Here is a 20,113-nt window from a genome sequence, read left to right as displayed (position 1 = left end):
AGAACATGCAGTTTCGCACGGCACGGCCCCGGTCGCTGCGCGCCCGCGCCTTCCTGCAGGACAGCGAATCAACAGACACTCAACCGCAACCCGACAGCCACTACCATGGCAAACGAATCAGGTGAGCAGCGCGACGTAGAACACCACCGCGCCAATGAGCGCGCCAACGAAGCAGAAGCCTTCGGCGGGTTCGTCGGTGGTGCGGGATCGCAGCCAGGCGCCCAGCACGCCGAACATGCCTGCAATACCGAGCGCGACGAACACCATCACGACGTCGAATAGCGCGCTTCGGCCAATTTCGAGAATATCGATGCGCTTGACCGCGATATACAGCGCAATGGCCATGATCGAGAGCCCAACCATCGGCAGCATGACATGGCTGCCCTCGTGCCCGACGTGACGGCCATGGAGCCCTTCGTGCAGCCCATGTGTGACTGGCCGGATACCTTTCATGATCCGTCTCCCCCAGAGCGCCCGAAACCGCGCGGGCGTCATTTCGAGCATAGTCCATCGCCAGGGCCGATTCAATGGACGTTTAATTGAGTGCGCCCGGCCCCACGAGAACATAGTGCGACGAGTGGGATCGCACTGGCAATCCAGGGAAATGCCGCACCGCCACACGCGTACGAGACAAAGCGCCAGGGCCTATGCATACACGCATGCATGTATGTTGATACGTTATCAGTTAACCCTTGATGCATCGCTTCCTGACGCGTCGCAGCATACGCTGACACGCACCGCCGCCGCCTGGCGGCACGAAGTCTGCTGCGCCGGTAAAATGCAACGCAGCTACTGCGCTGCCCCGTCCGCCGGGTTTTCGACCGGGTTTCGATGGTTTCGCTTTGCTGCAGCTGCAGTGCGCCGTACCCGGCACGCCAATCCACGTCGTTCCGCTCCCTTCCGTTCGCGCCGCCATGCCCCGACTCTCGTTTCTGGTCCGCTTCATCGCCATCGGCGTGCTGTTGCATGCTTATGTCGGCTTTCGCCTGATTCCCGACCTGCCCGTGCCCGCCGTCGGTAAGTGGCTCGCCGTGCTGTGGCTCGTACTCTCGGTGCTTTTCATCCCGCCCGGCATGCTCGCGCGGCGCTTCAAGCGCCAGCCGCTCGGCGACCGTCTCGCCTGGATCGGCATGCTCGCCATGGGCTTCTTCTCGTCGCTGCTCATGCTGACGATCGCGCGCGACATCGTGCTCGCCTCGGCCATGACCGTGGAAGCGCTGTGGCCACACGCCATCGATCTCGCCGGCTGGCGCACCGTGAGCGCCGCCGCGGTGATCGTGCTCGCGTTCCTCTCTTCCGGGTTCGGCTTCTTCAATGCGCGGCGGCGCGCGCGCGTGCGCAACGTCGAGGTGCCGATTCGCGGCCTGCCCGCCGCGCTCGACGGCTTCACCATCGTGCAGTTGAGCGACATCCACGTCGGGCCGACGATCAAGCACGGCTATGTCGATGCGATCGTGCGCGCCGTGAACCAGCTCGACGCCGACGTGGTCGCCATTACGGGCGACGTGGTGGACGGCAGCGTGGCGCATCTCGCCGAGCACACCGCGCCGCTCGGCAAGCTCCATGCGCATCACGGCGTGTATGTCGTGACCGGCAACCACGAGTACTACTCGGGCGCGGACGCCTGGATCGCCGAGTTCCGCCGCATCGGCCTCACGGTGCTGATGAACCAGCACGTGGTGATCGAGCATGGCGGCGCGCGGCTCGTGCTGGCCGGCGTGACCGACTACACGGGCGGCCAGTTCGATCCCGCGCACCGCAGCGATCCGGCCGCGTCGCTACGCGACGCGCCCGCCGACGTCAACACGCGTGTGCTGCTGGCGCACCAGCCACGCACGGCCCACGCCGCGGCCGACGCAGGCTTCACGCTGCAGCTCTCCGGCCACACGCACGGCGGCCAGATCTTCCCGTGGAATTTCCTCGTGCGGCTGCAGCAGCCGTTCACGGCGGGCCTTGAAAAGCTCGGCGGCCTGTGGGTCTATACGAGCCGCGGCACGGGCTACTGGGGGCCGCCCAAGCGCCTCGGCGCGCCTTCGGAAATCACGCGGGTCAGGCTCGTGGGCGCGCAGTGAACCGCTGGGCGCGCTGCCCCCACGGCCCGCGCGGCCTTGCCGGTATCATCCGACGATGCCGCCGTTCGTCCGCCAGAACGCTTTAACCGGAATTCATCGCCCATGGAAGGCAACAAGCCCCTTCACCAGACATCGTTCTATTTGCTGCTGTTCACGGTGTCCATCGCGCTGTGCTTCATCCTCGCGCCGTTCTTCAGCACGGTGCTCTGGGGCGCCATACTCGCGTTGATCTTCCAGCCTGTGCAGCGTCGGCTCGTCGCGCGGCTCGGGCGGCGGCGCAATCTCGCCGCGCTCATCACGCTCACGATCTGTCTCGTCATCGTGATCTTTCCGCTGACGCTCGTGACGGCCACGCTGGTGCAGCAGGTCGCCTCGGCGTATCAGCAGGTGCGCAGTGGCAGTCTCGACTTCGGCGCCTACTTCACGCAGATCGTCCATGCCTTGCCCGAGTCGATTCAGAACCTGCTCGCGCGCTACGACCTCATGGATCTGCCGGGGCTGCAGCAGCGCCTGTCCGCAGGCGCCGCGCAGATCAGCCAGTTCGTCGCCACGCGTGCGCTCTCCTTCGGCCAGAACACGCTGCAGTTCATCGTGAGCTTCGGCGTGATGCTCTATCTGTTCTTTTTCCTTGTGCGCGACGGCCGCGAAATTTCGCGGCTCATACGCGACGCCATTCCGCTCGACGAGCAGCACAAGCTGCATCTCATGCGCAAGTTCACGACGGTGATCCGCGCAACCGTGAAGGGCAACGTGGCGGTGGCGGTCGTGCAGGGCGGGCTGGGCGGCATCGCGCTCTGGGTGCTCGGCATTCAGGGCGCGCTGCTGTGGGGCTTCGTGATGATGCTGCTCTCGCTGTTGCCCGCCGTGGGCGCGGCGCTCGTGTGGGGGCCCATTGCGATCTACTTCCTCTCTACCGGCGCGGTGGCGAAGGGCGTCGGGCTCATCATCTTCGGCTCCGTCGTGATCGGCACCATAGACAACGTGCTGCGCCCCGTGCTCGTGGGCAAGGACACGCGCCTGCCCGACTGGGTCGTGCTGATCTCGACGCTCGGCGGCATTTCGCTCATCGGCATCAACGGCTTCGTGATCGGGCCGCTCATCGCTGCGCTCTTCATCAGTTGCTGGGACTTGCTGCGCAAGGACCAGCACAACATCGCAAACGAAAGCACGCCCGTGGAAGACGAGCCCGTGTAAGCGCCGCTTCAGGGCAGCATCAGGGCGAGACGTGCAGCGGCAAGCCGGCACGACCCTGGCGCGAGATACCGGCAACGGGCGCTTCGGGCGCGTCGACGCCGTCCACGGCCACCGAAAACCCGAACGTGTTGACGCCATCCGCACTGCGCACGAACACCGTGCCGCCGTGCATTTCCGCCACGGCCTTGACGATCGAAAGCCCGAGCCCGTGATTTTCGTGGCTGTTCGAGCGCGCTTCCTGAATGCGGTAGAAGCGGTCGAAAATATGCTCACGCGTCACCGGGTCGAGCGGCTCGCCAGGATTCGAAACGGCGATCTCGACGTGACCGTTCTGCGGGGCGACCGTGGCGCGCAGCGTCGTGCCGGGCTGCGAATGCTGGATCGCGTTGACGAACAGATTGCTCACGGCGCGGCCAATCAGCGACGTGTTCACCCACGCGCGCGCCTCTCCCTGCACTTCCACGCGTAGCTGCGCCTCTTCCAGCGGCATTTCCAGAAAATCGAGCATGCGTTCGATCTCCGAGCGCAACGACACTTCCGTGAGGTCGGTCGCGCGTTCGCCGCGATCGCTGCGCGAGAGGAACAGCATGTCGTTCACGATCACGCGCAATCGTTCGAATTCCTCAAGATTCGATTGCAGCGTCTGTTGCAACTGCTCGACGGAACGGTCGCGCGTGAGCGCCACCTGGGTCTGGCCGATCAGGATGCTCACCGGCGTGCGCAATTCGTGCGCCACATCGGCGTTGAACGATTCGAGGCGCTCGTAGGCCTTGTCGAGACGCTCCAGCGCACCATTGAACGACGTGGTGAGTTCGTGCAGCTCCTCGGGCAGTTCGTCCGCATGCAGCCGCTGGCGCCGGTTCAACGGGCTCAGCTGCGAGGCCTCGCGCGAGAGGCGCGTGAGCGGCGCAAGCCCGAAGCGCGTGACCGCGCGGCTGAGCAACGCGACCGCGATGGTGGAGAGCGCGATCAGCACGCCGAGCGCAATGCCAAAGCGCCGCAGCATGCCTTCGGTGCGCACACAGTCGCTGCCGACCACGAGTTTCACCTGGGGCCGGTCGCCGCTCGCGGGCACGATAAAGGTCGTCGTGATGATGTCGTAGCTGCAGCCGGGCGGGCGCACGAGCACATGGTTCGGGCCCACGTCACCCGTGATCTTGCCGACGATGGGCGTGCCGAATCGAAAGCGCGGATCGGGGCCTTCGACGTAGTAATGCATGCGGCTATCAGCGGGCGAGAGGTCGCGCAGCTTTTCCTGCACGAAGGCCCACTTCTGCACGTCCGGTGCGTGCGAGATAATCAGGCTCGCAATGCGCGCGCGCGTATCCAGCGTTTCGCGCAACTCGTTGAAGAGCTGGCGCTGCATCAGGAAGAAGAGGCCGGCGCCCGTGAGCGTGAACACGATGAGCGACACCGCTGCGAACATCGCCGAAAGCCGCAGCGAGATCGAGCGTTTCATGACGTCTGGCCTCCTTCCTCGCGCACTTCGAGCACGTAGCCCATGCCGCGTATGGTGTGCAGCAGTTTCTCCGCATGCGGGCCGTCGAGCTTGGCGCGCAGCCGCTTGATCGCCGTTTCCACCACGTTCGCATTGCTTTCGAAATTCACGTCCCACACGAGTTCGGTGATCAGCGTCTTCGAGAGAATCTCGCCGCGCCGCCGCGCGAGCACCGAAAGCAACTGGAATTCCTTCGCCGTGAGATCGAGACGCACACCATCGCGCGTCGCGCGGCGGCTGATGAGGTCCACCTGCAGATCGCCCACCGATATCAGCGTGGATTCCTGTGTGCGTGCGCGCCGCGTGAGCGCGCGCAGCCGCTCGACGAGTTCGAGAAACGAGAACGGCTTCGTGAGATAGTCGTCGGCGCCGTCGCGCAGGCCGTGCACGCGGTCGTCCACGCGGTCGCGCGCCGTCAGCATGATGACCGGCGTGTCTTTCTTCGTGCGCACGGCGCGCAGCACGCCGAAGCCGTCGAGCTTCGGCAGCATGACGTCGAGCACGATCACGTCGAAGTCATATTCCGTGGCCATCCACGCGCCTTCCTCGCCGTCCATGGCGACGTCCACGACCCAGCCCTGTTCCGTGAGTCCGCTGCGCAAGTAGTCCACGACCTTGCGCTCGTCTTCGATAACCAATACTTTCATGCCCGCCCTCCTCTTCGCGCGCTGCCCTGGCGGTTCCAGCCGGTGCGGCTCGTGACCGCCGTTGCGCGCTTTTGTATACCCTGGCGCCGGGCTCGCTCAAGCCTTCTTATATACCCCGATGTCAGCCGTTGCATACCGCTTAGCTTCTACCTTCGCCCTTCGGCACTTCGCGGCACGTACCCGCGCTGCATGCCATCTCGCGATCGTCGGCGCTCCAGCCGCCGCCCAGCGCCTTCGCGAGAAACACCACGGTGGCGATCTGCTGGCCGTGAATCTGCACCTCCTGGCGCTCGCTGGCGAGCAACTGCTGCTCCGCGTTGAGCACGTCGATGAAGGCCACGAGGCCGCCCTGATAGCGGTCATTGGCGAGATCGAAGGACTTGCGTGCGTCGTCCACGGCCGACTGACCATCGGTCGATGCGCGCTCCAGCACCGAAAGGCCCGTTACCGCATTTTGCACCTCCTGGAACGCGGTGAGCACGGTCTGACGATAAGACGCCTGCGCCGACTCGTAGCCGGCCTGCGCGAAATCCACGCCCGCCGCGCGCTTGCCGCCGTCGAACAGCACCTCGCTGGCCGTCGCGCCCACCGACCACATCAGGCTCGGCACGGAAAAAAGGCCGCCAAAGCGCGTCGATTCCCAGCCGAACGTGGGCGAAAGCGTGATGTCCGGGAAGTACGCCGAACGCGCCACGCCGATCTGCGCATTGGCCGCGGCCATCGCGCGCTCGGCCGAAGCCACGTCGGGCCGCCGTTGCAGCAGCTCGCTCGGCAGGCCCGTGGGAAGCGGCGGCACCGGCAGCGGCGTGACCTTCTGCGCGATCGTGAACTCGGGCGCCGCCCGGCCGACCAGCACGGCAATGGCGTTCTGCTCCTGCTGGCGCTGGTTTTCGAGCAGATGCACCTGGGTTTGCGTCGCGGCGAGCTGGGCTTTTTGCTGCAGCAGTTCAAGGCCCGAAACCGCACCCAGATCGTGCTGCGCGGTCACGAAATCGAGCGCCTTTTGCTGCAGTTGCGCCGAGCGGTTCACAACGTCGATCTCATTGTCGAGTTCGCGCATGGCGAAGTAATCGGTGGCGAGTTCGGCCGTGAGCACGAGGCGCGCGTTGGCGAGATCGTCGCCGGCCTGCTGCGTCGATGCCTGCGCCGACTCCACCATGCGCCGGATGCGCCCGAACAGATCCAGCTCGTAGCTCACGGTCGCGCCAACGGTGACCTGGTTCTGCACGGTCGACGTGTTGGGCGTCGCGTAGTTCGTAAGCGGACGGTTCGCGGAAATGCGCTCGCGCGCGAGGCCCGTGTCGAGCCCGACCTGCGGGCTTTGCCGTGACGACACCGAAGCGAGCGTGGCGCGCGCCTGCGCGTAGTGCGCGGCGGCCACGCGCAGCGTCTGATTCTCGGCGAGCGCCGCGGTTTCCAGACCGTCGAGCTCGGCGTTGTCGAAGGCCTTCCACCACTGCGGATCGAGCGGCGCATGCGAAGGCTGCGCCGCGTGCCAGTATGCATCGGCGGAATCGACGCGCCACGCCGCCGGGCTTTGCGTCTGCGGCGCGTGGTAGTCAGGGCCCACGGTGCAAGCCGCAAGACCGATAGCGCCGAGCGCCGTGAAATAAGCGAGCGGCCGTGGCAGCGTGGTTTGCCGCATCGTCACGTCGCGCTCCGCTTGGCGGCTTCATGCGCCGCTTCGGTTTTGTTCGGCGCGACCACGACGACACTGTCCCCGTCCGCGATCGAATCGCTCGGGTTGAGCACGACGCGATCGGTCGCTTCGAGCCCGCGGCTGATCTCGAGTGTCTGCCCGAGGTCCTGCGCGATTTCCACGGCCTTGAGCTTGACCTTGCCATCCGCATCGACAACGGCAAGCCGCGGGCCTTCCGAGCGGAACAGCAGCGTGTTGCCCGGCACCGTGAGCAAGCCCTTCGCATCGGTCTGCAACGCGGCCTGCACATAGGCGCCCGGCAGCAGCTTGCCGTCGTGATTGGGCAGCGAGATTTCGGCCTCCAGCGTGCGCGTGGCCACGTTGATGGCCTGCGCCGTGCGCGTGACGGTGCCGTCGAACGTCACACCCGGCAACTCCTGCTCGGTCACGCTCACGTGCTGGCCAACCGCAACCTGGTGCGCATAGGTCTGCGGCACGTCGAGATAGAGGCGCAGCGGGTCGGACTGCGCAATCGAAAAGAGCGCATGCCCCGCGCCGCCATTGCCCGCATTCACGAGGTCGCCGATATCGACGTTGCGCTGCGTGATGATGCCCGTGATCGGCGCGACGATGCGCTGGAACGACTTCATCTCCATGAGGCGGCGCACGTTCGCATCGGCGGCGGCGAGATTCGCCTGGTCCGTGTTGAATGCGCCCTGGCGGTCGTCGAGTTCCTGCTGCGAGACCGCATCTCGCTGGCGCAACTGCTGCGCGCGATCGAACGAGGTCTTCGCGAGCGCGAGCGTCGAGGCGGCCTGATCACGCTGCGCCTGTGCCTGGGCGAGTTCCTGGTCGATCTCGGGTGTGTCGATCTCCGCGAGCAACTGGCCTTGCTGCACGTGCGCGCCGATATCGGCGTACCAGCGCCGCACGTAGCCGTTCGCGCGCGAGTAGATCGGCGCTTCGACATAGCCGCGCAGCGTGCCAGGCAGTACGATGCGGCCGTCCGCGCCCGCCGCCACGGGTTGCACGACGCTCACGTACTGCTTCGCGTTCTGCTTCGTGACATCGGCGAGATGGTGCGCGTTCATGAGGTTCGAGACGATGGTGCGCGTGGCGCCCGCAGCGAGCAGCAGCGCAACCACGATCACCGCAAAGCGTGCGCGCTTGCCCGCCTGGCCGCGCGCCGGCAAGTCCAGGGCCTGCTCGCCGCCGACGCTGATGTCGAGAGATGAATGGTGGTGAGGTTCGTTCATGTCTTCGGCCAATTTTGACTTAACGGGTGTCGCCTCGTGCACCACGGCGCTGCGCTTCGCGCTCGCGTTTCGCGGCGGCGCGGTGAGCGAGCCGTGTATGCACGGTCGCAAACATCAGGGGTACGAACAATAGCGTGGAGACCGTAGCGAACAGCAGCCCGCCGATCACCGCGCGTCCGAGCGGCGCGTTCTGCTCCGCGCCCTCGCCGAGGCCCAGCGCCATCGGCACCATGCCGATCATCATGGCGAACGCCGTCATGAGCACGGGGCGTATGCGGGTGGCGCCCGCTTCGAGCGCGGCGGCGAGCGGCGTTGCACCCGCGGAGAGACGCTGGCGTGCAAACGAGACCACGAGAATACTGTTCGCGGTCGCCACGCCCACGGTCATGATCGCGCCCGTGAGTGCGGGCACGCTCAGGTGCGTGCCGGTGATGAACAGCATCCACGCGATGCCTGCGAGCGCGGCGGGCAGCGCGCTGATGATGATGAGCGGATCGGCCCACGACTGGAAGTTCACGACGATGAGCAGATACACGAGCACCACCGCCATCGCAATGCCAACGCCCAGGCCCACGTATGACGAACGCATCGTGCCGATCTGGCCGCGCATGGTAATGGTCGTGCCGCGCGGCGCGTGCGCCTGCACATGCCGGATGATGTCGTTGATGTTCACGCCAACCGAACCCAGGTCGCTGCCCTCCACGCTCACGAGCAGGTCGATCACGGGACGGATGTTGTAGTGCGTGATGATGGCGGGCCCGTTATGTGGCCTGAGTTGTACGAGATTACTCACCAGTTGCAACGGCGCATTGGGGTTCGTGCTGCGCGCGGAAACGGGCGTGCCCATCAGTTCGTTCATCGAAGTTTCGCGATATTGCGGCGTTTGCACCGTGAGCGGATATTCCACGCCGTTTTGCGGGCTCACCCAGAACGCAGGCGAAGTCTGCGTGCTGCCCGAGAGCGCGATCAACACGTCCTGCGCAACGTTCTGCGGGCTCAGGTTCAACTGCTGCATGCGCGAGCGGTCCATCGCAAGCGTGAGCGCGGGTTCGTCGTTACGCTGCTCGATGTGCGCATCCACGGCGCCCGGCAGTTGCCGCACCTGCTTGAGCAACGTGCTCGCGAGTGCCATGTCCTGGTTCAGATTCGCGCCCACCACCTGCACGTCGATCGCCGCGGGCTGACCGAAGTTGAGAATCTGCGTGATGATGTCCGCGGGCTGAAAGAAGAACTCGATGCCCGGAAACCGTTGCGGCAACAACGTACGCAGCTTGTCGATATAAATGCGCGAAGGATCGTGATCGGGCTTCAGCGCGATCTGGATTTCACCATCGAGCGTGCCCATCGTCCCCGCATTGCTGTACGAGAGGTTGATGCCGCTATAGGGCAGCCCGAGGTTATCGACGATCGTCTCGAGTTGATCGGGCGGCACCACTTCGCGAACCACCTGCTCCACCTGGTCGGCAAGGCGTGCGGTTTCCTCGATACGAAAGCCCGTTGGCGCGCGCATGTGCAAGCGAATGTTGCCGGCATCGACCGAAGGAAAGAAGTCGCGGCCGAGGAAGAACACGAGGACGAGGGAGAGCAGGCAAAACGCGAGGAAGGTGCCCCCGAAGAGCTTGCGGCGCGAGAGCAGCAGGCTCAACAGCGCGATGTAATTGGCGCGCAAGCGCTCGAATGCGTGATTGAAGCGCCAGTGTATGCGCGAGAACAGCGAGCCATGCGCGCGCTGCGCATGCGCCGTGGGATCGTGGCCCTCGAAGAGCAGCATGGCGAGCGTCGGTACGAGCGTGCGCGAGAGTATGTACGACGCGATCATCGCGAACACCACGGCTTCCGCGAGCGGCACGAAAAGAAAGCGCGCCACGCCGGTGAGGAAGAACATCGGCACGAACACGATACAGATGCATAGCGTCGAAACGAGCGCGGGCACTGCGATTTCGCCCGCGCCTTCGAGAATGCCGTCGTGCAGTTTCGCGCCCAGATGCAAGTGCCGTTCGATATTCTCGATCGTGACCGTTGCGTCGTCAACCAGAATGCCGACAGCGAGCGCGAGGCCGCCGAGCGTCATGATGTTGATAGTCTCGCCAAGCGCGTAGAGCGCGATGATCGAGGAGAGGATCGACAACGGAATCGACACTGCGATGATGAGCGTGCTGCGCCAGTTGCCGAGAAAGAGCAGGATCATCGCCGCCGTCAGCGCGGCCGCGATGAGCGCTTCGCGCACCACGCCCTGCACGGCCGCGGAAACGAATACGGACTGGTCGAAGAGCGGCTTGACGACGAGGTCGGCGGGCAGCGTGTCGCGCGCCTTGGGCAACAGGTCTTTGAGTGCGCCTACCACCTGCAGCGTCGAGGCGTCGCCGGTCTTGAGGATCGACATCAGCACGCCGCGCTGGCCGTCCTGGCGCACGACATTGGTTTGCGGCGTGAAGCCGTCGCGCACGTGTGCCACGTCGCCGAGATAAGTGGTCGCACCGCTTACCGTCTGCACGGGAATGCGGTTCAGGCCCGCGATCGTATCGGGCGATGCATTGGTGTCCACACGATATTCGGTTTGCCCGAGCTTGGCCGTACCCGTCGGCAAAATGAGGTTCTGCGCGTTGACCGCGTTGACGATATCGGCGGGTGTGAGGCCCTTCGAAATGAGCGCGCGCGTGTCGAGATCCACGGAGATCACACGCGTCTTGCCGCCATACGGGTAAGGCACCTGCGCGCCGGGAATCGTAATGAGCTGCGGGCGCAGGAAGTTCATCGCGACGTCGGCAAGCGCCTGCTCGCTCATCGACTTGCTGGAGAGGCCCAGCTGGATCACCGGAATGCTCGAGGCCGAATAGCTGATGACGAGCGGCGGCGTGGCGCCGGGCGGCATCTGCTTCACCTGCGCCTGCTCCGATGCAACAGCCTGCGCGATCGCCGTTTGCAGGCTCGCACCCGGCTGCAGGAACAGCTTGATGATGGCGATGCCCGGCAGCGATTGCGACTCGATGTGCTCGATGTTGCTCACCGTGGTCGTGAGACTGCGCTCGTTGACCGAGGTGATGCGGTCGGCCATGTCCTTCGAGGAAAAACCGGTGTACGACCAGATGATGCTGATAACAGGGATGTTGATGTTCGGCAGCACGTCGGTGGCCATCGACATGAGCACGAACGGCGTGGCCAGCACGATCAGGATGGCCATCACGATGAACGTGTACGGTCGCTTCAGCGCGAGATTGACAATCCACATGTCAGTGTTTCGGACAACTCAGGCGAGGGGTTGAGACGAGGACGCATTCATCCAGCGGGTGCCGCATCATAGGCAATGACGGTGGCAGGTCGCTGGCGCCAATATGGCGAAATTGTCAGGGAACGCGTGAGCCGCGCGAAAGCGCGCGGGAACGCAGATGGATCGCCGCTGCAGCGTCGCGAAGCGCTTGAAAAGCGGCCCGCGAAACGCGCGGTAATCGCTTCGCGCTTCGCGAGCAGTTCTTTAACTGCTTCAGTTCACTGCTTCAATTCACCAGACGCAGGCGCTCCAGGTCGCGCGTGTTGAGACTGCGGCCACGGCCGCTACGCGCACGCGTACCTCGCGGACCCGTGTGCGCCTCCAGCTCGCGAAGTGGCGGGTCGTCACAGGTGGCGAGCGCGGCCTCCTGTTCGGCAAGAACGAGCGGCACCTTCTCGCGCAGAAACTCGACAAAGGTGCGGATCTTCGCGTCCAGATAGCGGCGCGAAGCGTACAGCGCGTAGATGTTGAGCTTCTGCAGCGTGTGCGTGGGCAGCACGCGCACGAGGGTGCCATCGGCAAGACCGGGTAGCGCCACCGGCACCGGCAGCGGGCCGATGCCCATACCTTCGCGTATGGCAAGCGCGAGTGCTTCGGGGTTGTTCACCTGGAAGGGTGTCACGCCCGTATGCCGGAAGGTCTCGCCGAGAGGCCCCTCGGAAACCCATTGGCCGGGCGGAAGGCTCGCATCGGTCAGATGCAGGCAGGTATGCGCCTCGAGGTCGTCGAACGATCGCGGCTCGCCGCGCGTGCGCAAATACTGCGGCGAAGCACAGAGAATGGCAGCAGTGCTGCCCAGGTGCTGGGAGATCAGCGCGGAGTCCTCGAGTTCGGCGGCCACCACGACCGCCACGTCGAAGCCTTCCTCGATGATGTCGGGCATTTGCTGCGCAATGGTGAGATCGACCGAGACCTCCGGCAAATGCTGCTGATAACGCGCGATGAGCGGCATGACATAGTGCTGCCCGAAACTCGTGCCGCCATACACGCGCAGCTTGCCAGCGGGGTTCGCGTGCGCAGCGGCGGCTTCGGCCTCGGCCTGCTCGATGTCGGCGAGAATGCGCTTGCAGCTCTGAAAGTAGCGCTCGCCCGCTTCGGTCAGCGACATGCGCCGCGTGGTCCGATTAAGGAGCCGCGTGCGCAGCCGCGACTCCAGATCGGTGACCGCGCGCGAGACCTGCGCGGTCGTCATCGTTTCGCTCGCGGCAGCGCGCGTGAAGCTGCCCGACTCCACCACTCGCATGAAGACCCGCATATTGCGCAGCGTATCCATCAGAAACTCCCGTTCATTCGGCCTGCCTTCCCATCTCGATACGAATGAAACTAGTTTCGCCCATGAGCCGTGGCCTGATCCTGACTCGAACATGACAGCGCGGACAGCTTGGCGCAAAGCCCCGTCCCGCGTATGATCCACGAGCCCCCGATGTACCTCGGCGAGTCCTGATACACCCGCCACGCCTTGCGCGAGAGCCGCATGGCGTGCGGCCGCCCTGCGTTTTCATGACAAAACGATGACTCTCGAATTCGCCCTGCGCCTTCTCGCGGCGTTCGCCTGCGGCGTCGCCATCGGCCTCGAACGCCAGATTCGCCAACGCACGGCCGGTCTGCGCACCATCACGCTCGTGGCAAGCGGCGCGTGTTTGTTCGTTACGCTCGGCGTGCTGACCGGCAATGGCTCGACCGGCGTGACGCAAATTGCGGCATATGTCGTCTCTGGCGTGGGCTTTCTGGGCGGCGGCGTCATCATGCGCGAGAAGGGCTCGATTCAGGGCATCAATACCGCGGCGACGCTATGGTGCTCGGCGGCCGTGGGGGTGCTGTGCGGCGCGGGGCATTACGGCCCGGCGGTGGCCGGCACCGTCGTGGTGCTACTCACGAATACCGTGCTGCGCGAAGTGAGCCGCATCATCAACGCATCGCCCGTTTCGAATGCGGATCTCGTGCGCGCTTATGTGCTGACCGTGGTTTGCCGCGATGAGGACGAAGTCCACATCCGCACGTTGCTTTCAAATTCTTTGTACTCCACGCCGCTTTCATTTCAAAGCCTCACCAGCGAGGACCTGGCCGGCGATCCGCCGCGCCTGCGCGTGACGGCAACGATGCGCTTGCATCCGAAGTATCAGTCGAAGCTCGAACTCATGGCGAGCCGCCTGAGCATGGAAAAAGGCGTCTCCAGCGTGAGCTGGACTGCCGCGGAACCCGAAATCGCGCCCGAATGAGGCTCGCGCATTGCATCGGCTCGCATTCCTTACGAATGCATTTCTAATTCATTGCGCTTTTTAAAACTATCCGCGATGGTGTTCAAGAACTGTCAATTCTGGCCGCGTTTCATGGACGCCTATTCGCCCTTGGACTAAGCTCCACTCACCGTGATTCTTTCACGCCAACAAGGGGAGTCTACTCATATGCAACACGGCATCATTGCCTGGCTCATCATCGGCGCAATCGCAGGCTGGCTCGCTGGCGTCCTCGTCAAAGGCGGCGGCTTCGGATTGTTCGTCGATATCATCGTCGGCATTGTCGGCGCGTTCATCGGCGGTTGGCTTGCCGGAGTGCTCGGCATTCATATCGGCGCCGGCATGATCAGCTCGATCATTACCGCCATTGTCGGTGCGGTCATCCTGCTCTTCATCATCCGGTTGATCAGACGAGCGTAGCGAATCCACGCTATCAATGAAAAACGGGAGCACCGTTGCCGGTGCTCCCGTTTTGTTTTGCGTATTGCTTGATCGCTCCGGCGATTATGCGTTCGCGACGAGTCCGCCCGTCACTTCGGGCAGCATCGAACCCGTTTGATTGAAGCGCAGATGCATTTCATAGGCGCGCGCGAGATCGTGCGGAGTCTGGCCGCCGATCTTGAGGGCGTCGCGATAGTAGTCGCGCAGCAGGTCGCGATAGAGCGGATGCGCGCAGCGCTCGATCACGACGTTTGCGCGTTCGCGCGGCGCGAGACCGCGCAGATCGGCCAGGCCCTGTTCGGTCACGATCACGTCCACATCGTGCTCGTTGTGATCGACGTGCGGCACCATCGGCACGATGCTGGAAATACGGCCGTCCTTTGCAATCGCCTTGGTCGCAAAGATCGCGCATGACGCATTGCGCGCGAAATCGCCGGAGCCGCCAATGCCGTTCATCATGTGCGTGCCGCCCACGTGCGTGGAATTCACGTTGCCGTAGATGTCGCATTCGAGCGCGGTGTTCAGTGCGATCAAGCCGAGGCGCCGAATCACTTCCGGATGGTTGCTCACTTCCTGCGGACGCAGCACGAGCTTGTCGCGATAGCGATCGAGTTCGGCGAGCACCTGGGCCTGACGCTGCGCCGAGAGCGTCATCGAGGCGCCCGAGGCGAATACCATCTTGCCAGAATCGATCAGATCGAAAGTCGAGTCCTGCAATACTTCGGAGTACATCGTAAGCGCTTCGAACGGTGAATCGACGAAGCCCGAGAGCACCGCGTTCGCGATCGTGCCGATGCCGGCCTGCAGCGGCGGCAATTGCGCGCTCATGCGGCCGTGCTTCACTTCATGCTGCAGGAATTCGATGAGGTGGCCGGCAATGCGCGCGGTTTCTTCATCGGCGGGCAGCACGGTCGAGGGGCTGTCCGCCTCGTTCGTGATAACGATGGCGGCGATCTTCTCAGGCGGGATCTCGATGGCGGCCGTACCCACGCGGTCCTGCGGGCGTACGATCGGCAGCGGATCGCGATGCGGGCGTCGGCCGGGAATCCACACGTCATGCAGGCCTTCGAGCGCGAGCGGCTGCGCGAGATTGATCTCGACGATCACCTTCTCCGCGAGAATCGCGAAGCTCGCCGAATTGCCGACAGAAGTCGTGGGCACGATCGCACCGGTTTCCGTGATCGCGACGGCTTCGATGATTGCGAGATCAAGCTTGCCGAGCAGGTTCGCGCGCAGCATCTCTACGGTTTCCGAAAGATGCTGGTCGACGAACATCACTTCGCCACGGTTGATCGCCTTACGCAGTGTCGAGTCGACCTGGAACGGCAGACGGCGCTCGAGCACACCCGCTTCGGTCAGCATGCGATCGACGTCGTGGCCGAGCGAAGCGCCCGTCATCAGCGTAATACGCAGCGGTTCCTTCTCTTCGCGCGCGCGGCGCGCCAGTTCGATTGGCACGGCCTTCGTGTCGCCCGCGCGCGTAAAGCCGCTCGCGCCAACGCGCATGCCATTGCGCACGAGTTGGGCCGCCTCGGCAGCCGAAGTGATTTTCCCGCGCAAAGCGGCACAACGAATACGGTCTTCGTACATCACAGTCTCCACAAACTCTCTGATCGCCTGGTGCCCATTTTCAGGTCTTGCATCGGCGGCCATGCACTGCGAGTTTCACAAAACACCATTGCGGTGTTTTGTGCAGCCACAATGCGCAAAGCCGCGGCGCCCATATGAAGGCGTCGCGGCATTAGATTTTGGCGTATGCCTGCACATGGCGGGCGTCCGCTCGATCTCAGCTACCGAAATAGATATTGCAGAAGCTGACCGGCCCGACGCATTCGTCTTTCTTTGCCGGCTTCACGATTTCGCGGTGGGTGTTCGCTTGCCCGACCTGCGGGGCAGCGGACTGCGCGACTTGCTGAGGGACACTCGCTGCCGGGGCTTCGCTCTGTGCATAAGCAGCGGCGGCGGCAAACAGCGAACAGGCAACAACAGCGATCTTCACGGACTTCATTTTACTCTCCAGTGCTAACGGGTACTGCGAAGCAGTGATGTGACTATATGACCCAGGGTCGAATTGATTAAGGAGGCGAGGCGGAAGGCATATTTCCAGACTGCAGCAAGATCGCGCGGGCCTGCTTTTTCATTGTGTATTCGACGATCTCCGCGGCGCACGCGTGCGGCGTGCGCGACGTGCCAGGGGCCCGAGCGGCGCGTCGCGGTCGAGTAGCGCGCTGCGGATGAAGTGCAGATGACTTAGCAGCCGCTGCACCTCGTGCCGCCTTTCTCGCTCGTGGTGCACCGTCGCGAGCGCTTCCTGGACGATCCAGGTCGCAGCGCGCACGGCACTGAGCGCGTGGTCGAGCGAGCTCCCGTCCGGGCTCTCGAAAAGATGTGCGATAGCGTCCCGCACGCGGGCCAGAGCCGCAGGCCAGCGCGCGTCATGAAGGTCGAGCCACGCTGCTGCGTGCGCCTCGTTGCGCAGATCGACCACCGCATGCCCGACTTCGAGCGTCACGAGCATCCAGCGCAGCGCGCGCCGGTGCGCCTGGCGGCGCCCGTTCAGCAAAAGCCTCAACTGGTGCATCAGATCGTGCGTGCCGGACTGGAAGCGCTGCCCTAGGCCATCCAGTTCCCGATGACAAGCCAGCACGACCTGGCCGCGCAACGACACGCACATACGCTCGACGAGCCAGTTCATGTGCGGCGGAAACACCACCGCAAAAGCGAGCGAGGCGACCAGCATCGCGGCAACGACGGCGATGCCGTTATTGATCAGCAGATCCGGCGTGTAGACGATCACGTTGTCCGGACCAGCCAGCAGGCAGAAGAACACCGAGAAGCCGACGCCGTAGCCCGCGATGCGCGAGCGCGTGGCGAGAAAAGCACCGACGGCGAGCACTGGAACCAACGTCGCGCAGAGCAGCGGAAAGCCATCGACATTGGGATAGACGTAGCAGGTGAAGAGATAGCCCGTCACGGCGGCAAAGCCCGCGCCGACCGCCATCTGCACGGCCATGCGCGACGCGTTCGGCGCCGACGAGGTAAGCGCGCACGTAAGCGCGGCCGCGATCATCGCGAGGCCGCCGCTCGACCAGTCGGTCTCGACCCAGAACCAGCCCAGCGCCGCGACCACCACGGCGGTGCGCACGAAGGTGAACGCCACCACGTGCCAGCTCGTGCGGGGCACGTAGCGTGCGGCGCGCGGCTCCTGCGCAGGGCGCGCCTCCATGAGCGATGCCCACGTGCGGCTGTAGCGCACGATCTCAGTCGTGAAGCGATAGATGAGTTCGGCCGATGTGTCGAAGTCGGGCAGCGCATCGGGTAGCGCATGTTCAAGCGGCCGCCGCGTCTCGCGCACATGACGCGGCAGCGTGCGCTGGAAGGCTTCGAGCCCGTCGGCGAGCCGCCGCGCATAGGCGCGATCGCTTTCGTTGCGGCTCGGCCGTTGCGCGAGCAGCGCGGCAAGCTCGCCAAAATATGGCGCGAGCGGTGTGATCGCCGCGTCGCTCCAATGCAGCCTTTTGAGCAACTGGCGCAGTGCGTGCAGCCGCGCGCAGGCATCCATGAATTCGGAATTCAGGCGCGAAAGCAGGCCGCTGCGCGAGCGCATCGTCGGATCTTCGAAAAATGAGAAAGCGCGCGTGGCCTCGAAGCCGACGACATCGTCGACGAGACTCGCGAATCGCCCTTCGAACGCGCCCCTTTCGAGCCGCCCAGCCAACACCGCCGCAGCGAACGCAGTAAAATTGAGATATCGGGAGCGCAAGGTGCGCTCGAGCAGCGAGCCCGACTGCCGGGGCACGACCACCGCGCTGACCATGCCCGAGCAGAGAATCCCCACGGCCACTTCGGCGCCGCGGCCAAGTGCGGCGAGAAAGAGACCGTTGGGCTGCATCACGAGCGGAATGCCGATCAGCGCCGCCGTGTAGCCAGCGAGCACGAAACCGTACCAGCGAAAATGGCGATTCCTCATGGCGGCGGCCGTACAGGCGGCCACCCACCCCGTCATCCCGAGTATGTAGAGCTCGGGCTGCTGGACGAACACGCCGCCCAGCACCACTGCCGCGACCATTCCCACCGCGGTGCCGACGATGCGATAAAAGCTCTTGGCGAACACCATGCCGGAGAGTGGCTGCATCAGGACGAACACCGTCGTCATCGCGATGCGCGGCTGCGGCAGATCCAGCAGCATGGAAATGCCGAGGGCAAGCAAGCCCGCCGCCACCGTTTTCAGCAGATGAATCCAGATCGCGCCATCGGTGGCCTGCCAGTCGCGCAGAGCCCGTCTGGCGGCGCGCCATATGATTTCCGCGCGCCGACGCGAGTCGAACGCTCGATGTATCGCAGGCTGGCGGCTCATGACAAACGCTCGGGCTGTTTCGAAGACAGGGGCCGATTGTAGGAGCGTCATTGCGCCGCATTAATGGGACGCGCGGGGAACCTCCGTTCCAGATCACTCAACAATGACGCGCCTCGACAGGCGGACAATATCGTTTCTGCACCGAACAAGAAGGTCAAGAAGGTCTGATGGATACGTTACAAAACATGCGGGTGTTCGTCCGCGTCGTGGAAGCGGGCAGCTTCACGGCCGCGGCCCAGTCGCTGGATTCGACCACCGGCGCGATGTCGCGCGCGGTATCGGAACTCGAAGCGCATTTGCGCACCCGTCTGCTCAACCGCTCGACGCGGCGGCTTGCGCTCACGCCCGCCGGCGAGCGGTATCTCAAGCGCTGCTCGCAGATTCTCGCGGACGTCGGTAGCGCGGAAGAAGAGGCAAGCTGCGCGCACGAACGCCCGGCCGGCGCGCTGCGCATGCACAGCTTCGCGAGTATCGGTCAGCAGTACGTGCTGCCGGCGATTTCGCGCTATCGCGCACTGCATCCCGAAGTCACTGTCGAACTGACGCTCTCGCAACGCATGCCGGATCTCTTCGAGGGCAGCAGCGACGTCTCGGTCGTTACGGCGTCTTCGCTGCCGAATTCCGATCTTGTTTCGCATCAGCTTGGCTCGACGTACAGCATTCTGTGCGCGTCGCCTGGGTATGTGCATACGCATGGTGCGCCGCGCACACCCGCCGATCTATCGCATCACGATTGTCTGATTCTCAAATCGCCGGCGTTTCCAGCGCATGAGTGGACGCTCGACGGACCCGAGGGTAGCGTCGAGATGCAGGTCGACGGACCCGTGCAGGTGAATATCGCGGAATCGCTCGCGGTGGCGATACGCGAGGGGATGGGGATTGGGATGCTGCCGGTCTATGCGGCAATCGAAGGACTGCGTAATGGTACGCTCGTGCGCGTGCTGCCGCTGCACAAGCTACAGAGGACGAACGTGTACGCGCTTTATCCGTCGCGTAAGTTCGTCGACGCGAAAACCAAGACGTGGGTGGAGTTCTTGCGCGCGCATCTTCCGCAAGTCATCGAGCGCGACCTGGCGCTGCTCGAGGAGCTGACGCAGGAGCAACTCACGGATGTCGCAGGGGATGTCGCTTTGGCGAAGGACGCCGCGGTCGCTGCAGCTGTGCAGAAGGTGGCGCAATAAGACTTCGATTGGCGAAGCTGGTTAACGCATTAAAGCCGTCCCCTGGACGGCTTTTCTGTTTCCTGCATGGGGTGTCGCGTTCTTCGCCCGCCGCAAACGCCAGAACCCCGGTTCTCTTTCGGAGAGACCGGGGTTCTGGACGTTACAGCATAAGGAGCCTGACGATTACCTACTTTCACACGGGCAATCCGCACTATCATCGGCGTGGAGTTGTTTCACGGTCCTGTTCGGGATGGGAAGGGGTGGGACCAACTCGCTATGGTCATCAGGCATGACGGGTTGCTGCGTCGCGATGGGTTCTGGTCAACCCGGCGCCACAGCCA

Annotated in this window: 15 protein-coding genes and 1 rRNA gene; 5 read left to right on the top strand and 11 right to left on the bottom strand. The window is 64.2% G+C overall.

The annotated features are described in order from the left end of the window. Positions 1 to 117: 117 nt before the first annotated feature. On the bottom strand, positions 118 to 453 hold the full coding sequence (locus tag JMY28_RS25520; protein WP_201698675.1) for a hypothetical protein: 336 nt from the start codon (positions 451 to 453) through the stop codon (positions 118 to 120). Between the two features lie 461 nt (positions 454 to 914). Here JMY28_RS25520 and JMY28_RS25515 point away from each other — a divergent pair, with 461 nt between their 5' ends. Continuing rightward, positions 915 to 2,072 (top strand): metallophosphoesterase, encoded by a 1,158-nt coding sequence (locus JMY28_RS25515; protein ID WP_201698674.1) that lies wholly within the window; start codon positions 915 to 917, stop codon positions 2,070 to 2,072. Positions 2,073 to 2,174: 102 nt separating this feature from the next. Beyond that, positions 2,175 to 3,266 carry an AI-2E family transporter gene (locus JMY28_RS25510; RefSeq protein ID WP_201698673.1) on the top strand — a complete coding sequence of 364 codons (1,092 nt, stop codon included), beginning with the start codon at positions 2,175 to 2,177 and terminating at the stop codon, positions 3,264 to 3,266. Positions 3,267 to 3,285: 19 nt separating this feature from the next. On the opposite strand, the gene JMY28_RS25505 is transcribed toward JMY28_RS25510, so the two are convergent. The 6 genes from JMY28_RS25505 to JMY28_RS25480 form a co-directional block, all read right to left on the bottom strand. Next, positions 3,286 to 4,725: a heavy metal sensor histidine kinase gene (locus JMY28_RS25505; RefSeq protein ID WP_201698672.1), complete on the bottom strand. Its 1,440-nt coding sequence runs from the start codon at positions 4,723 to 4,725 to the stop codon at positions 3,286 to 3,288. Then, positions 4,722 to 5,411: a heavy metal response regulator transcription factor gene (locus tag JMY28_RS25500; RefSeq protein ID WP_201698671.1), complete on the bottom strand. Its 690-nt coding sequence runs from the start codon at positions 5,409 to 5,411 to the stop codon at positions 4,722 to 4,724. The genes JMY28_RS25505 and JMY28_RS25500 overlap by 4 nt, the downstream gene beginning before the upstream one ends. 139 nt (positions 5,412 to 5,550) lie before the next feature. Then, positions 5,551 to 7,056 (bottom strand): efflux transporter outer membrane subunit, encoded by a 1,506-nt coding sequence (locus JMY28_RS25495; protein WP_201698818.1) that lies wholly within the window; start codon positions 7,054 to 7,056, stop codon positions 5,551 to 5,553. Between the two features lie 2 nt (positions 7,057 to 7,058). Continuing rightward, on the bottom strand, positions 7,059 to 8,306 hold the full coding sequence (locus JMY28_RS25490) for an efflux RND transporter periplasmic adaptor subunit (RefSeq protein ID WP_201698670.1): 1,248 nt from the start codon (positions 8,304 to 8,306) through the stop codon (positions 7,059 to 7,061). Between the two features lie 19 nt (positions 8,307 to 8,325). Then, a complete protein-coding gene (locus JMY28_RS25485; protein ID WP_201698669.1) occupies positions 8,326 to 11,535 on the bottom strand; it encodes an efflux RND transporter permease subunit in 3,210 nt (1,069 codons plus the stop codon). A gap of 265 nt (positions 11,536 to 11,800) precedes the next feature. Then, positions 11,801 to 12,847: a LysR family transcriptional regulator gene (locus tag JMY28_RS25480; protein WP_201698668.1), complete on the bottom strand. Its 1,047-nt coding sequence runs from the start codon at positions 12,845 to 12,847 to the stop codon at positions 11,801 to 11,803. A gap of 238 nt (positions 12,848 to 13,085) precedes the next feature. Here JMY28_RS25480 and JMY28_RS25475 point away from each other — a divergent pair, with 238 nt between their 5' ends. Together JMY28_RS25475 and JMY28_RS25470 are read left to right on the top strand one after the other, a co-directional pair. Further along, positions 13,086 to 13,793: an MgtC/SapB family protein gene (locus JMY28_RS25475; protein WP_201698667.1), complete on the top strand. Its 708-nt coding sequence runs from the start codon at positions 13,086 to 13,088 to the stop codon at positions 13,791 to 13,793. A 186-nt stretch (positions 13,794 to 13,979) separates the two neighbouring features. Next, positions 13,980 to 14,231 (top strand): GlsB/YeaQ/YmgE family stress response membrane protein, encoded by a 252-nt coding sequence (locus JMY28_RS25470; protein ID WP_201698666.1) that lies wholly within the window; start codon positions 13,980 to 13,982, stop codon positions 14,229 to 14,231. Between the two features lie 84 nt (positions 14,232 to 14,315). Here JMY28_RS25470 and JMY28_RS25465 read toward each other — a convergent pair whose 3' ends face one another. The 3 genes from JMY28_RS25465 to JMY28_RS25455 all read right to left on the bottom strand — a co-directional run bounded on the left by JMY28_RS25465 (position 14,316) and on the right by JMY28_RS25455 (position 18,609). Continuing rightward, entirely contained in the window at positions 14,316 to 15,842 is a 1,527-nt protein-coding gene (locus JMY28_RS25465) for an acetyl-CoA hydrolase/transferase family protein (protein ID WP_201698665.1), read from the bottom strand. Between the two features lie 196 nt (positions 15,843 to 16,038). After that, positions 16,039 to 16,260 (bottom strand): hypothetical protein, encoded by a 222-nt coding sequence (locus JMY28_RS25460; protein WP_201698664.1) that lies wholly within the window; start codon positions 16,258 to 16,260, stop codon positions 16,039 to 16,041. A gap of 129 nt (positions 16,261 to 16,389) precedes the next feature. Then, complete coding sequence (locus JMY28_RS25455; RefSeq protein ID WP_201698663.1) at positions 16,390 to 18,609, bottom strand: FUSC family protein; 2,220 nt, start codon at positions 18,607 to 18,609, stop codon at positions 16,390 to 16,392. Positions 18,610 to 18,776: 167 nt separating this feature from the next. Between JMY28_RS25455 and JMY28_RS25450 the strand changes: the two genes are divergently transcribed. Beyond that, positions 18,777 to 19,790 (top strand): LysR family transcriptional regulator, encoded by a 1,014-nt coding sequence (locus JMY28_RS25450; RefSeq protein ID WP_201698662.1) that lies wholly within the window; start codon positions 18,777 to 18,779, stop codon positions 19,788 to 19,790. Between the two features lie 156 nt (positions 19,791 to 19,946). Here the strand turns inward: JMY28_RS25450 and rrf are convergent. Continuing rightward, positions 19,947 to 20,060, bottom strand: a 5S ribosomal RNA gene (rrf, locus tag JMY28_RS25445). Between the last annotated feature and the right edge of the window lie 53 nt (positions 20,061 to 20,113).

This window comes from Paraburkholderia hiiakae (assembly GCF_904848665.1).
Taxonomy (GTDB): Bacteria; Pseudomonadota; Gammaproteobacteria; order Burkholderiales; family Burkholderiaceae; genus Paraburkholderia; species Paraburkholderia hiiakae.
The sequence above is the reverse complement of the archived record's forward strand: the minus strand, read 5'-3'. Positions and strand labels throughout refer to the sequence as shown.

Bases quoted from the DNA above. Each gene is read 5' to 3' on its own strand.
- JMY28_RS25520 (WP_201698675.1), bottom strand. From the start codon at position 453: ATGAAAGGTATCCGGCCAGTCACACATGGGCTGCACGAAGGGCTCCAT.
- JMY28_RS25515 (WP_201698674.1), top strand. From the start codon at position 915: ATGCCCCGACTCTCGTTTCTGGTCCGCTTCATCGCCATCGGCGTGCTG.
- JMY28_RS25510 (WP_201698673.1), top strand. From the start codon at position 2,175: ATGGAAGGCAACAAGCCCCTTCACCAGACATCGTTCTATTTGCTGCTG.
- JMY28_RS25505 (WP_201698672.1), bottom strand. From the start codon at position 4,725: ATGAAACGCTCGATCTCGCTGCGGCTTTCGGCGATGTTCGCAGCGGTG.
- JMY28_RS25500 (WP_201698671.1), bottom strand. From the start codon at position 5,411: ATGAAAGTATTGGTTATCGAAGACGAGCGCAAGGTCGTGGACTACTTG.
- JMY28_RS25495 (WP_201698818.1), bottom strand. From the start codon at position 7,056: ATGCGGCAAACCACGCTGCCACGGCCGCTCGCTTATTTCACGGCGCTC.
- JMY28_RS25490 (WP_201698670.1), bottom strand. From the start codon at position 8,306: ATGAACGAACCTCACCACCATTCATCTCTCGACATCAGCGTCGGCGGC.
- JMY28_RS25485 (WP_201698669.1), bottom strand. From the start codon at position 11,535: ATGTGGATTGTCAATCTCGCGCTGAAGCGACCGTACACGTTCATCGTG.
- JMY28_RS25480 (WP_201698668.1), bottom strand. From the start codon at position 12,847: ATGGATACGCTGCGCAATATGCGGGTCTTCATGCGAGTGGTGGAGTCG.
- JMY28_RS25475 (WP_201698667.1), top strand. From the start codon at position 13,086: ATGACTCTCGAATTCGCCCTGCGCCTTCTCGCGGCGTTCGCCTGCGGC.
- JMY28_RS25470 (WP_201698666.1), top strand. From the start codon at position 13,980: ATGCAACACGGCATCATTGCCTGGCTCATCATCGGCGCAATCGCAGGC.
- JMY28_RS25465 (WP_201698665.1), bottom strand. From the start codon at position 15,842: ATGTACGAAGACCGTATTCGTTGTGCCGCTTTGCGCGGGAAAATCACT.
- JMY28_RS25460 (WP_201698664.1), bottom strand. From the start codon at position 16,260: ATGAAGTCCGTGAAGATCGCTGTTGTTGCCTGTTCGCTGTTTGCCGCC.
- JMY28_RS25455 (WP_201698663.1), bottom strand. From the start codon at position 18,609: ATGAGCCGCCAGCCTGCGATACATCGAGCGTTCGACTCGCGTCGGCGC.
- JMY28_RS25450 (WP_201698662.1), top strand. From the start codon at position 18,777: ATGGATACGTTACAAAACATGCGGGTGTTCGTCCGCGTCGTGGAAGCG.